Origin of the sequence: Thermodesulfobium narugense DSM 14796, from assembly GCF_000212395.1 — a bacterium.
In the GTDB taxonomy this organism is placed as follows: Bacteria; Thermodesulfobiota; Thermodesulfobiia; order Thermodesulfobiales; family Thermodesulfobiaceae; genus Thermodesulfobium; species Thermodesulfobium narugense.
This window is the reverse complement of record NC_015499.1, coordinates 1090247-1103228: the sequence shown is the minus strand read 5'-3', so window position 1 is coordinate 1103228 and position 12982 is coordinate 1090247. Positions and strand designations below refer to the sequence as shown.

Annotated in this window: 11 protein-coding genes; 6 read left to right on the top strand and 5 right to left on the bottom strand. The window is 33.1% G+C overall.

The window, feature by feature from the left end:
• The first annotated feature begins 109 nt into the window (after positions 1-109).
• The gene (locus THENA_RS05545; RefSeq protein WP_013756431.1) at positions 110-1300 is read left to right on the top strand and encodes an aspartate aminotransferase family protein; all 1191 of its coding nucleotides are present in this window, start codon (positions 110-112) and stop codon (positions 1298-1300) included.
• Positions 1301-1380: 80 nt separating this feature from the next.
• Here the strand turns inward: THENA_RS05545 and THENA_RS05540 are convergent, their stop codons facing one another.
• A complete protein-coding gene (locus THENA_RS05540; protein WP_013756430.1) occupies positions 1381-2550 on the bottom strand; it encodes an aminotransferase-like domain-containing protein in 1170 nt (389 codons plus the stop codon).
• A 278-nt stretch (positions 2551-2828) separates the two neighbouring features.
• Here THENA_RS05540 and THENA_RS05535 point away from each other — a divergent pair, with 278 nt between their 5' ends.
• The gene (locus tag THENA_RS05535; protein ID WP_013756429.1) at positions 2829-5105 is read left to right on the top strand and encodes a ribonucleoside triphosphate reductase; all 2277 of its coding nucleotides are present in this window, start codon (positions 2829-2831) and stop codon (positions 5103-5105) included.
• A gap of 2 nt (positions 5106-5107) precedes the next feature.
• Positions 5108-5797: an anaerobic ribonucleoside-triphosphate reductase activating protein gene (locus THENA_RS05530; protein WP_013756428.1), complete on the top strand. Its 690-nt coding sequence runs from the start codon at positions 5108-5110 to the stop codon at positions 5795-5797.
• 41 nt (positions 5798-5838) lie between these two features.
• On the opposite strand, the gene THENA_RS05525 is transcribed toward THENA_RS05530, so the two are convergent.
• The gene (locus tag THENA_RS05525) at positions 5839-6465 is read right to left on the bottom strand and encodes a hypothetical protein (RefSeq protein ID WP_013756427.1); all 627 of its coding nucleotides are present in this window, start codon (positions 6463-6465) and stop codon (positions 5839-5841) included.
• Positions 6466-6496: 31 nt separating this feature from the next.
• Positions 6497-7087 carry a phospholipase D-like domain-containing protein gene (locus THENA_RS05520; protein ID WP_013756426.1) on the bottom strand — a complete coding sequence of 197 codons (591 nt, stop codon included), beginning with the start codon at positions 7085-7087 and terminating at the stop codon, positions 6497-6499.
• A gap of 121 nt (positions 7088-7208) precedes the next feature.
• Here THENA_RS05520 and THENA_RS05515 point away from each other — a divergent pair, with 121 nt between their 5' ends.
• The gene (locus THENA_RS05515) at positions 7209-7946 is read left to right on the top strand and encodes a prepilin peptidase (RefSeq protein WP_013756425.1); all 738 of its coding nucleotides are present in this window, start codon (positions 7209-7211) and stop codon (positions 7944-7946) included.
• Here THENA_RS05515 and THENA_RS05510 read toward each other — a convergent pair.
• Together THENA_RS05510 and wbaP are read right to left on the bottom strand one after the other, a co-directional pair.
• A complete protein-coding gene (locus THENA_RS05510; protein ID WP_013756424.1) occupies positions 7943-8503 on the bottom strand; it encodes a CPBP family intramembrane glutamic endopeptidase in 561 nt (186 codons plus the stop codon). The genes THENA_RS05515 and THENA_RS05510 overlap by 4 nt on opposite strands.
• Positions 8504-8588: 85 nt before the next feature.
• On the bottom strand, positions 8589-10040 hold the full coding sequence (wbaP, locus tag THENA_RS05505; protein WP_041437947.1) for an undecaprenyl-phosphate galactose phosphotransferase WbaP: 1452 nt from the start codon (positions 10038-10040) through the stop codon (positions 8589-8591).
• Between the two features lie 178 nt (positions 10041-10218).
• Here wbaP and THENA_RS05500 point away from each other — a divergent pair, with 178 nt between their 5' ends.
• A complete protein-coding gene (locus THENA_RS05500; RefSeq protein WP_013756422.1) occupies positions 10219-10800 on the top strand; it encodes a LutC/YkgG family protein in 582 nt (193 codons plus the stop codon).
• Positions 10800-12968, top strand: coding sequence for an L-lactate dehydrogenase (quinone) large subunit LdhH (ldhH, locus tag THENA_RS05495; protein WP_013756421.1), 2169 nt, complete (start codon positions 10800-10802; stop codon positions 12966-12968). The genes THENA_RS05500 and ldhH overlap by 1 nt, the downstream gene beginning before the upstream one ends.
• Positions 12969-12982: the final 14 nt, after the last annotated feature.

Genomic DNA, 12982 nt, shown 5'->3' with positions numbered 1-12982 from the left:
TTTTGTAAATAACTGTTATTATTTTACTACAAATTTAATTGTATTAATTCAAAAGTAACATTTTGCATTGTTGTATAATTATTTAATCAAATAGTCAAAGGGGTGTATTATGAAAGCTGAAGAGTGGATAGAACTGGAACACATGGTTCATTTGCAAACTTATAAAAGATATCCTGTAGTTTTAGCAAGCGGTGAGGGAGTATATCTAAAAGATATTGAGGATAGGAAATATCTTGATTTTATTGGTGGTATATCAGTATGTTCACTTGGTCACTCCCATCCAGAAATTGCAGAGATTCTCCATAAACAAGCTCATACTTTGATTCATGCGAGCAATTTATTCTATCACCCAAATCAGATTCTTCTTGCAAAGAAGTTAGTAGACATTTCCGGCTTGGGGAAGGTATTTTTTTGTAATTCCGGAGCAGAAGCAAATGAAGGTGCTCTGAAAATAGCTAGAGCTTATCACTTTTCCAAAGGCAATCCTGAAAAGAATAAATTTCTTGCCTTTGAAGGGTCATTTCATGGTAGAACTTTTGGTGCTCTCTCTGTAACAGGTCAAGAAAAATATCAAGAACCATTTAGACCGCTTGTTCCCGGAGTGGTATTTGGCCCTATGAACGACTTGGATAAGTTTTTAGATATATTAGAAAATGAAGAGAATTTAGCGGCTATAATAATGGAAACTATGCCAGTTGAGGGTATGGGAGTTTTCGTTTTACCGAAAAAATTCTTGAAGAGAGTCAGAGAAATATGTGATCAAAGAGATATTTTGCTTATCTTAGATGAAGTACAAGCAGGTATAGCTAGAACTGGGAAGATGTTTTGTTATGAACACTATGAGATAACACCTGACATTGTAAGTCTTGCAAAGGGATTGGGAACAGGTGTTCCTATAGGTGCAGTATTAGCGAAGGATAGTGTGGCGTCGCATTTGAAGCATGGACAACACGCCACTACTTTTGGTGGATCTCCTTTGATCTGCTCTGTAGGCCTAAAGGTTTTTGAGATTATAGAGAGAGATAAAATTGTTGAACATGTAGCAAAATTAGGAAAGTTGGCTGATGAAGTTTTTGATAAATGGTTGAAAGAGGGATTATTAAAAGATTATAGGGGTATGGGTCTTCTTTGGGGAATTGATCCGGTAAAGAAGACTGAAGAAGTTTTCAATAGAGCATTTGAATTGGGACTACTTGTTAATATGTTAGGGACTAATACTTTAAGAATTGCTCCACCTTTGATTATTTCAAATGAGGAATTTGAAAAAGGCTTAAATATACTTGAATTAGCTTTAAAATAATTATAAATAAATAATAAATAAAAAACACACCCTCTTCTTATCCTCTTTGAGGGTGTGTTTTGTTATCTTTAAAATTTAAATTAGAAAATTTCCGATAATCTCTTAATTCCGACTTCTATCATATCGTTTTGAGCGTTAGAAAAGTTCAATCTCATCGTGCTTTCTCCGCCTCCATTAGCATAGAAACAAAATCCTGGAACATATGCTACGTTTTTTTCAATAGCTTTGGTAAATAATTCTTTAGTATTGTACTTTTCCTGCAATTGTGCCCAGATAAAAAGGCCGCCCTCAGGTTTAGTCCAATCAGATCCCTCTGGAAAATATTTTGCTATAGCATCTAACATCAATTTACATCTTTCGCCATAAATCTTCTTAATTTTTGGGATCTGGGTTTCAAGAATGTTGTTTCTACACAACTCATAAACTACCATGTGAATAAAAGGACTTGAACAAAGATCTGTACCTTGCTTTGCCTCAACTAACTTTATCATTATACTATCTGGTGCTACTATCCAACCAATTCTTACGCCAGGAGATAAAATTTTTGAAAATGTCCCTAAATAAATGACGTTTTCGTTTGTATCAAATGATTTTATTGGACTAAGGCTTTCTCCTGTATATCTCAAATCGCCATAAGGATCGTCTTCAATTATTAAAGCGCCTGTTTTATTAGCAACCTCTATCACTTCTTTTCTTCTATCAAGTGACAGCGTGACCCCTGCTGGGTTGTGAAAGTTTGGTAAAAGATAAACAAATTTTGGGTTGTATTTGTTTATCTTTTCTTCTAGCAAATTTGTTAATGTGCCATTTTTATCTATTGGTATGGTAGCAAATTTTGTTTCATAAGCTGTAAATGCCTGTATTGCTCCAAGATATGACGGTTCTTCTAAAAGTATATAATCACCAGGATCGCACATTACCTTTGCTATTAGGTCAAGTGCCTGCTGAGATCCGTTGGTAAGAAGTATATTTTTTACACTACATTTTATGCCCTTTTTTGAAAGATATGAGGCTAAAAATTCTCTTAGAGGAGGATATCCTTCGGTAATGGTATACTGCAAGGCTTGTATTCCGTTATCTTTAAGAACTTTGTTTGATGCTTCTCTAAATTCTTCAACAGGAAATGTTTCTGGACCAGGCAAACCGCCTGCAAAGGATATTAAATCCTTCTTGGCTGTAAGCTTTAATAGTTCTCTTACGACAGAACTTTCAAATAAATTTGTTCTTTTTGCCATTCTTTCAGTCCACATTTAAAAACCTCCACTTGTTTATTTGGTATTTCTTTATACTCCATAGTAATAGTCAAATTAATAAACGCATGATTTTATTATATTAGAAATTTTGTAAAAAGGTAATTTTTTTGTAATTAATATAACTTATTGCAGTTATATAAAAATGCTTTATATATTTCAGAAAGTATAAGTAGAAATTTTGAAGAAAAAATATGTTGACAAACTATATATAGTGTGTAAAACTATATATAGTTAATTGTGCTTATTTTTAAAATTAAGAAAGAAGGGGTTAAAAGATGAAATGTCCATATTGTGATTCAAACGAATCTAAAGTTATAGACACTCGATTTGTAGAAGAAAGTGGGGTTATAAGAAGGAAGAGGGAATGTCTTTCTTGTGGAAAGAGATTTATTACTCATGAAATTTACGAAGAAGGTTCGAAAAAAGATATAAATAACAATTCTGATGAAACTGTGATATTTTCTCCTGAATATGTAAAGAAAAGAGATGGCAGAGTTGTTCCTTTTGATATTTTTAGAATTGAAAGGGCAATAGCGAAAGCTTTTAAAGCTGTTGGAGAACACCTGGGAGCAGAAAAAGAATTAGCCGCCAGAGTTTCTAAGAAGCTCTATCGTCAATATAAAGAACAAGAAGTAGTAGATATAGAAAGGATTCAAGACGTTGTTGAAGAGGTTTTGATAGAGAATGGTTTTGCAAAAGTTGCAAAGGCTTATATTCTTTATAGAAGAAAGAGACAAGAAGCTAGGGAAAATCTTTCTTGTGCTGTAGATATAGAACACATAATTCAAGATTATCTTCACCAGGAAGATTGGAGAACAAATGAGAACTCTAATACTACATACTCGTATCCAGGGTTAGTTCTTCACGCAGCAGGATCTGTCATGGCACACTATACTTTGAATCGTATTTATCCGGATGAGGTAAAAGATGCTCATGTAAACGCAGATATGCATATTCACGATTTGTCTTATGGTATTACAGCTTATTGCGCAGGATGGTCTTTGGAAGATCTTCTAAGAGAAGGTTTTGGTGGTGTCCCTGGCAAAGTTGCAGCAGGTCCAGCAAAACACCTTTCAGCTCTTACTGGACAAATGGTTAATTTTCTTGGCACAATGCAGATGGAATTTGCAGGCGCACAGGCCTTTAATTCTGTGGATACCTTTCTTGCACCATTTGTAAGGGCTGATGGTTTGGATTATAAAAATGTAAAGCAGATAATTCAGCAAATGGTTTTTGCAATGAACGTGCCTTCTAGATGGGGGTCTCAACCTCCTTTTATTAACTTTACTTTTGACTGGACTGTTCCTGAAGACATGAAGGACAGACCTGTTATAATAGGGGGGAAAGAATGCCCTGAATATGGTACTTACGGCGATTATCAGAAAGAAATGGACATGATAAATAGAGCATATATAGAAGTAATGCTGGAAGGCGATTACGATGGTAGAATATTTTCATTCCCAATTCCTACATACAACATTACTAGCAATTTTCCATGGGAAAGCGAAAATACTGATCTTTTGTTTGATTTGACAGCAAAATATGGTGTTCCATACTTTCAGAATTTTATAAACTCTGATCTTAAACCTTCTGATATCAGAAGCATGTGTTGCAGACTACAATTAGATCTAAAAGAGCTCAGAAAAAGGTGTGGTGGGCTTTTTGGATCTGGAGATAAAACTGGATCAATTGGTGTAGTAACTATCAATTTGCCAAGGATTGGATATCTTTCTAAGAGCGAAAGCGAATTTTTTGCAAGGCTTGACAAGATTATGAACCTTGCTAAAACTTCTCTTGAAATAAAGAGAAAGGTAGTAGAAAGAAATCTTAAAAATGGTTTGTTGCCTTATACTAAAAGATATTTAGGATCATTTTCCAATCACTTTTCTACAATTGGTCTTGTAGGGATGAACGAAGCTTGCTTAAATTTTTTGGGAACATCTATTGCTACCGAAAAGGGGAAAAGTTTTGCTGTCAAAGTTCTAAAGCATATGAGAGAAAAATTGGCTAGTTATCAAGAAGAAACTGGTAATTTATATAACTTAGAAGCTACTCCTGCAGAAGGAACGTCTTATAGACTTGCAAGACACGACAAAAAGAGATATCCAGATATTATTACATCTGGAGAAAGCGAACCATATTATACGAATTCAACTCATTTGCCTGTAAATTATACAGAAGATCCATTTGAGGTAATGGATCATCAGGAAGAACTACAAAAGCTTTATACAGGCGGCACAGTTATTCATGCTTTTTTGCCAGAATCTCCTACTCCTGAGGCTGCGAAACAGTTTATAAAAAAGGCATTTGAAAATTATTCCTTCCCCTACCTTACGCTTACGCCTACTTTTTCTATATGTCCATCTCATGGATATATTGCGGGAGAACACTTTACGTGTCCAAAGTGCAATCAAGAAACAGAAGTATATTCAAGGGTAGTAGGGTATTATAGACCTGTAAGGATGTGGAATAAGGGCAAGAAAGAAGAATTTAGAAATAGAGTAGAGTATGATATTAACAAATATTCTATTCATAGATTGGTAGTTAGATAAATTTGTTTAAAGGGTGGATTAAACTCTCTTTTATAGATTATCCTGACAAGCTCTCTACTGTTCTTTTTACTGAAAGATGCAATTTTAGATGTCCATATTGCCATAATTTTGATCTCGTTTTGCCCAACAATTTAGAAACTATTAATATTGATGAAATTTTAAGTTTTCTTGAGAAAAGAAGAAAAAAATTAGATGCAGTGGTCATATCTGGTGGAGAACCACTTCTACATGGCAAAGAGTTGGAGGATTTTATAAAAAAAGTCAGGGAAATGGGCTTTTTAATTAAAATTGATACAAATGGCTCTTTCCCTGAAAAGGTTTTTGATTGGGATAGAAGGGGTTTGGTAGATCTTTGGGCGGTTGATTTTAAGGTACCATTTGAAAGATATGACTTGGTACAGGGAGATGGAGAGAAGGCAAAAGCTACCATTCGTTATCTTTTAGAAAAAAATACTACTTCAGCTTATGAACTTCGTACTACGATTTTTCCAAGGTTTCATAGTATTGAAGTCTTAACAAAAATGCTTTTCGAAATTGAAGGAGCTAATTTGTGGTATTGGCAAAATTTTAGAAATGATAGAACGCTTGATGAGAGTGCAGCTTTGGTTGAGCCTTATAGCAAGGATATATTGAAAGAATGGAAAAGTAGATTAGAAGTATTTAAAAAGGTGGGAAAGATTATAATTAGATAGATTTTATTAAAACAATTCAGGGCTTAGTACCCCTGAATTGTTTATTTTGGAACGCCGTTTATTGCATATGTCCAGGAAGGAATTTTGAATGTAGATGATGGAATTTCTGTGCCAACAGAGATGTCAGTAATTATCACAGTTGTATCTCCTTTGGGGGACTGAATGTATATTTTTCTTATCCATGAGGTATAGTCTTCTACCCAGACAGTAAAATTTAAGTTTTCTCTACTAAACGTGTAAACGTGACATGGACCAATACTTAAAGTGTCAGTTCCATCTGGTGTTGCAAATGATGCAATTTGACTCCCTTCTGTGGGGAAGAATAGATAATTAAAAGTTCTGTTGGCATATTTTTCAAGGTCTTCTCTTGACATTACGTATGCTATATGAAGGAGATGAGAATTGAAAAAGTACTGATTATCTGCCACATTTACTACAGCACTTCCGTCTCCAATAATAAATGGCCCATCAACTCTAACCTTGTCTTTGGTTGCCCACACCTGAAAGGTGCCATTTATTCTATATCCTGAAATTTGTAAAACAAAGGTCTGGGGTGGGATAGAGTCAAGCACAGAAACGACTCTCTCTACATCAGCATACGAGCTGTTTCCTGACGATAATATAATAGTTAAAATAAACAATATGAAAAAGATTTTTAAAAATTTCATTTTTCCTCCTGAAATTTTAATGTAGGGCAAATTAAAGGGTAAGGCTTCTAAAATTTATATTGTCGTTCCACATTCTATTGAAATAGTCTTCACACTTTTTTGCGAAAGCCGGATCCTTAACAACTACAAACATTTCATCATTAGTTTCTGTTGCAGATTTTGTATAATTGTAGCTTCCTGTAGTGGCTATAGAATCGTCTATTATGCTCATTTTTAAATGCATAAGTCCAGTATGGATATTTACTTTAACAGGAATTTTATCAATTAACAAGGTATTTATGGCGTGTTTCATTACATTATTATCTGATTGTTCCCTGTCAACTATCACCCTTACTTCAATACCTCTTTTTTTAGCATTAGTTAATGCTTTTAAAATTTCTGGTTGTGTAAAGCTATATATTGCTACATCGATCTTTTTCTTTGCATTTTTGTAAAGATTAACTAAAACTGGTACAGGATTTTCATTTTCTCTTGGAAAAAACAATTCAACTGATTTTGGACTTATTTCTTCTGTTGTAGATTGTGCTGACGTATTGATGTTTTCTTTTGTTACAGTATTGTTACAACCTGATAAAATAAATACAAAAAGTAAAGGGAATAAAATGATCGCTAATTTTTTCATCTTTTCTCCTAAAATTTATATATAAATTTTTTGCTAAGTTTTAAATTATAATATTTTATTATATTTTTTGCTAATTAAAGAAAAATTAGACTTTTTTTAGCTTTTTTGGAGGCAGTTATTTATGGACTTTGTTGTAGTTATTATTTGCGGGGCTGTGTTTGGTAGCTTTTTAAACATGCTTATTTATAGACTTCCTAGAGAACAATCAATACTAAGCCCACCGTCTCGATGTCCTAAGTGTGGCAGTTTCCTAAAGTGGTATATGAATATTCCTATTTTGTCATATATATTTTTAGGTGGAAAGTGCTTTTATTGTAAGGAAACTATACCAATAAGATATCTAATAGTAGAAATTTTAGAAGTTATGATTTTCTTAGTATGTTATTTAGATTGGGGATTTAGTTTGGAATTTCTTTTACATGCCTGGTTTTTTACAGCCTCACTCGGAATATTTTTTACAGATCTTGAAACTCTTTTGATTCCAGATTCTTTTTCTTTGTTATCTTTGATTCCTGCTATAGGAATTGCTGCTCTTCGAGGTAACCTTGTAGAATCACTTGCTGTTGCTGCTGGCGTATTTTTACTTTTCTATGGAGTTTCTATAATTACAAATGGTGGAATGGGTGGAGGAGATACAAAGTATTCCGCGTCAATGTCTTGTTTTTTAGGCGTATTTCATTCTTTATTCGGTTTGTTTACGGCGTTTTTGCTTGGCAGCGTAATTGGCATCATTTTTAGAATTCTTGGCATTATTAAAAGAGGTGAACCTATACCATTTGGTCCATTTTTAGTTTTGGGTTGTTTGTTTTCGTATGGTTTTGGAGATTATTTCATTCGTTTATATCTTTCTTTATTTTAGAGCTTATTGGGGTCGAGCCAGTAATTTGCAATACCAATACAAAATTTTACAGAAAAGTGAGCTATTATGGGGGCTGTGATAGTATTTGTATAATTGTACAAAAGACCAAAACAAAGTCCTAAGAATGCTAGGTACATTGCATTTGCCATGCCCTTGTTAGTCCACTCTGACATATGAAACAATCCAAATACTAAGGCAGCAAAAGGAACGTCGAAAAGTATTTGTAAAAGTCCTCTAAAAAAAATTTCTTCACAGAATGAAGATAGCATTGCAAGATAGAAAATTTCAAGTGCCCCAATATCTTTAAATACAAAGGATTGTATTTGGTTCCCCATATCCTTAATGAAGTCGAATTTTCTGCTAAGAAAGTATGTAAGAATAAAAAGAGAACCCCCAATAGTTGTAGAAATAAAAATTACTGTTTTGGTAGTGCTAAAATAAATTGGATGATCAAGAAATCTGAGAGCAAGAATTGCAACTATTGCAAACATTAGTTCGCTAACAGTTAATAGGAGAATCTTTAATTCTTCTGATTTTTCTATGTCATTGTGATCCATAACAAGATTATATTTTACTATTAATGAATCTAACTGTGAACATAAAAATTATCCTTTTACTGTAAGTTTTTTATTTCAAAAATAATTAATATGCTCCTTCTCTTTTGACTACGACTACTAAAGTTTTAAATAATATTTCTAAATCAAGCCAAACAGACCAATTTAAAATATACCATACATCAATATTTAACCTTTCATTAAAATTAAGTTCACTTCTGCCAGAGATTTGCCACAGACCTGTAATGCCAGGAACTGTAAGAAGTATTGTTTCCTTATAGTCTTGCATTTCGTAAACTTCAGAAAACAAATATGGTCTTGGTCCTACAAGGCTCATCTCACCTTTGATGACATTTAAAATTTGAGGAAGTTCATCAAGAGAAGTTTTTCTAAGAAATCTGCCAAATTTTGTAACTCTTGGGTCAAATCCCTTAATCTTTTTGAATTTTTGCCACTCTAATTTTTTTTCTGGATATCTATTAAGATAATCGTTTAATATCTCGTCAGAATTTAATACCATTGATCTAAATTTTATACACTTGAAAGGTTTGCCGTGCTTTCCAACGCGGTCTTGAATAAAAAATATTGGTCCATTTGAATCTCTTTTGATCAATATTGCTATTATAATTATAATAGGTATAATTAACCACGAAGAAGCTAGACACAACGTTAAATCAAATATTCTTTTTACAATCTGGCTAGTTTTGGATTTTAAATTGTTTTTTATACTAATTAAAAACAATCTTTGATCAAAAAGAGTTAATAATTCAGAATTTAAAAGTGCAACGCCTTTGAAATCTGGAACTACTATGACCTTGTTTACTAATAATTGCACCTTGCCAACAAGTTTTGAAGATGATTGAGCATCAAGTGATGGAATGGCTATTATAATAGTAGAAATTTTCAATTTCTTCACAAATTTTTTAAAGTGATTAATGCTACCAAAGACTTTATAGTTTTTGCCGCATATTTCTAGCAAATTTCCCCATTTATTTCTATCATCATCTAAAAAGCCTACAAGATAATATCCTAGATATTTGTCTCTTATTAAGCCAGAGGCGCTGTCTTTTGCAGTTTTTCCTGCTCCCAAAAATAGTATTCTTTCTTTAAATAAGTCAAAGTTGAATAAAGTTAATTTCACTACTAACCTTATTAAAGGGAACAAAAATAGGCTAATTAGCCAAAAAAGTATAAGTACGCCTCTTGAAACTTCATCAAGAAGTTTTCCCAAAGATACCATGGCAAATATCAAAACTGAATTTAGTGTAAGAATCTTAATTAAGCTTGAGGCCTCAATCCAGAAGGGTAGTCTTTTTGTATATAGGTTTGTAGTCCATATAAGAACTATTGTTATGGTAGGCATCCACCACATTTTTATGAAAGAAGATAATGGGAATGACATGGGAACAAGTTTTCCAGGCAAAAGATAAAAAAGTATATATCTGATTTCGTAAGCTAAAAATAAACTTAAATAAAAAGAAAAAAGATCTGTAAATATTAAAATTAATATCAATATAAGATTGCTTTTAAAAATTTTCATAAGAATATTATAAACCGTACATGAAATAATCATAAATTTTAAAAGTTATATAGCATTTGATCTAGCAAAAATAACTGGAATACCAATGTTATACAATTCTGAACTTTTAAATAATTTAAATTATGCAATTCTATAAATTTGGTTATAAAATATATTAAATAAGTTTTTGGAGGGATTTATGCAGACTGTTTTATGGGATGAAAAATTTAGTGCTATAGTTGAAAAAGGTTCTTTTGATGATTTTAAAAGGAGAGCTGAAGCGGTATCTTCTGAAGTTTATCTCACAAATTTAAAGGATGCGAAAAAAATTTTCTATGAGATCTTTAAAAGAGAAAACGCCAAAAATATTATTGCCTTTAAATCAGAATTAATTGATAACCTCGAAATTGATAAGATTTCAAAAGATATGAACATAAATTTATTTTTCGAAGGTGGAAAGAAAGAGGCAAGCATTGCTGATATTGGTATTTCTGAAATGGAATGCGCTTTAGCCGAAACTGGGTCTGTCATAGAGTGGTCATATCCAGTATGGAAGAGACTGGTTTCTGCAATGCCAAACGTTCATATAGCCCTTGTAAGATCAGGCAGAATCGTAAAGGATTTTGAAACGCTTTTTGAAATCCTTAAGGAAAAGTTTGAAAGTGGTCATATAAGCTTCATAACAGGGCCTAGCAGGACTGCAGATATTGAAAGGGTTTTAACTATTGGCGTGCATGGTCCAAGCAAGTTAGTGGTGATTTTTGTTGAGGAGGAAATGTAATGATTACCAAAGAATTAAAAATTAAAATAAAGGATAAATTAAAAGACACTGTCCAAAGAAAAAATTTGGGAACTTTTTCTGAAGTGTATCCAGCAGCACGCGAAAAGGCTTTTGAGGGATATGACATTGAAGATTTACGTGAACAAGTTGCAAATATTAAAAAGAATGTTGTTAAAAATTTAGATAAATTAGCTGATCAATTTCAAAGAGAAGCAGAGAAAAGAGGCGCTATATTTTATCGTGCAAAAACTGACAAAGATGTTATTGATTATATTATAAAACTTTGCAAAGAAAAAGATGTCAAGTTGGTTGTAAAGAGTAAATCTATGGTGTCTGAAGAAGTAGAACTTAACGAAGCTTTTAAAAAAGAAGGAATAGAGTCTCAAGAGACTGATTTAGGGGAGTGGATAATTCAGATTGCTGGACATAAACCCTCACATATGGTTATGCCCGCTATACACCTGAATAGACAACAAGTAGCCGATTATTTTTCTAGAGAATTAGGGAAAGATATAGAGCCTGATATACCATTTTTGGTCCATACGGCTAGAGTACAGCTTAGAGAAAAATTTTTGAAAGCTGATATGGGCATATCAGGAGCAAACATTGCGGTGGCAGAAAATGGTTCTTTGTTTATAGTTACTAATGAGGGAAACGGAAGGCTTACTGCTACTTTGCCAAGAATTCATGTGATATTGGTTGGTTATGAGAAATTAGTAGAAAAGATGACAGATGCTATACCTATTTTGAGAGTTTTGCCCAGAAATGCTACAGCTCAAGTTCTAACAAGCTATGTAAACTTGATTTCTGGTCCATCAGAAGCAATAGTAGAAAATCCTGACGGATCTTTTTCAGTGCAAAAGAAAGAACTACATATAGTTTTGGTAGATCACGGAAGGCTTGAGATGGCAAAAGACCCTGTATTCAAAGAACTTTATCAGTGCATAAGGTGTGCTGCTTGTACGAACGTATGTCCTGTATATGCGCTTTTGGGCGGTCATGTGTACGGTCATGTTTATAGTGGTGGAATTGGAGCTTTGCTCAATTCATTTATTGGCAGCAAAAATACTGCAGATCAGATTCAAGAGCTTTGTCTTACTTGTGGCAGATGTACTGAAGTTTGTGCGGGAAAGATAAATATTCCTGAGCTCATAGTAGAGATGAGAAAAAGGAGTGTGAAAAAGGCAGGTTTGCCTGTACTGCCCAAGGTAGTATTTCAGAATATAATGTCAAATAGACAGCTTTTCCATAGCATGTTAAGAATGGCAAGTCTTGCCCAAAAACCTTTTAAGAACGGGGCATTTATTAGAAACTTACCTATGTTTTTGTCAGGATATACAAAGGATAGATCTTTGCCAGCTATTGTAGAAGTACCTTTTAGAGAAAGGTTTAAGAGTTTAAAATTAAAAAAAGAAACAAAAAAGCAAAAGATTGCATTTTTTAGTGGTTGTTTAATTGATTTTGCATATCCAGAAATTGGTGAAGCTGTGGTTGAAAGCCTAAATTGTGTTGGCTTTAAAGTGAACTTTCCTCAGGAACAGACGTGTTGTGGTACGCCTATGTTTTTAATGGGTGATCTTGAAAGTGCAAAAAAGGTTGCTATGCAAAATCTTGATGCTATGCAAAAAGAAAATCCAGATTTTATAGTTTTGGCCTGTCCAACTGGCGTAGAGATGTGGGAAAGATATCCTGAGTTGATGAAAGATAACCAAAGATACTATGAACTTGCTGTAAAGTTTAGCAAGAGAATAAAGGAGTATACATCATATATCAATGAGCTATGTGAGAAAAAAGAATTAAAATTAAAATCCTTAAAAGGAAAAGGACTTGTAACATATCATGATTCCTGTCATCTAAAAAGAGTTTTAGGTATTTTTGAAGAGCCAAGAAATATAATAAAGAGAACTGGTATAGACTTTGTGGAGATGAAACACTGCGATCAGTGCTGCGGCATGGCTGGCTCATATTCAGTAAAATTTCCAGAAATTTCAGGAGAATTAGCTGATCAGAAGCATAAGGATATAATGGAATCAAAAGCAGATATAGTTCTAGCAGGATGTCCGGCCTGTGTACTTCAAATTAAAGGTTTGATTGATAAAAAAGGCGGAAATGTTAAAGTAAAGCACATTGCTGAGTTAATAAAAGAAGCTCTTGAACAAAATAAATAAAAAATAATAAATAA

Bases quoted from the DNA above. Each gene is read 5' to 3' on its own strand.
- THENA_RS05545 (WP_013756431.1), top strand. From the start codon at position 110: ATGAAAGCTGAAGAGTGGATAGAACTGGAACACATGGTTCATTTGCAA.
- THENA_RS05540 (WP_013756430.1), bottom strand. From the start codon at position 2,550: ATGTGGACTGAAAGAATGGCAAAAAGAACAAATTTATTTGAAAGTTCT.
- THENA_RS05535 (WP_013756429.1), top strand. From the start codon at position 2,829: ATGAAATGTCCATATTGTGATTCAAACGAATCTAAAGTTATAGACACT.
- THENA_RS05525 (WP_013756427.1), bottom strand. From the start codon at position 6,465: ATGAAATTTTTAAAAATCTTTTTCATATTGTTTATTTTAACTATTATA.
- THENA_RS05520 (WP_013756426.1), bottom strand. From the start codon at position 7,087: ATGAAAAAATTAGCGATCATTTTATTCCCTTTACTTTTTGTATTTATT.
- THENA_RS05515 (WP_013756425.1), top strand. From the start codon at position 7,209: ATGGACTTTGTTGTAGTTATTATTTGCGGGGCTGTGTTTGGTAGCTTT.
- THENA_RS05510 (WP_013756424.1), bottom strand. From the start codon at position 8,503: ATGGATCACAATGACATAGAAAAATCAGAAGAATTAAAGATTCTCCTA.
- wbaP (WP_041437947.1), bottom strand. From the start codon at position 10,040: ATGAAAATTTTTAAAAGCAATCTTATATTGATATTAATTTTAATATTT.
- THENA_RS05500 (WP_013756422.1), top strand. From the start codon at position 10,219: ATGCAGACTGTTTTATGGGATGAAAAATTTAGTGCTATAGTTGAAAAA.
- ldhH (WP_013756421.1), top strand. From the start codon at position 10,800: ATGATTACCAAAGAATTAAAAATTAAAATAAAGGATAAATTAAAAGAC.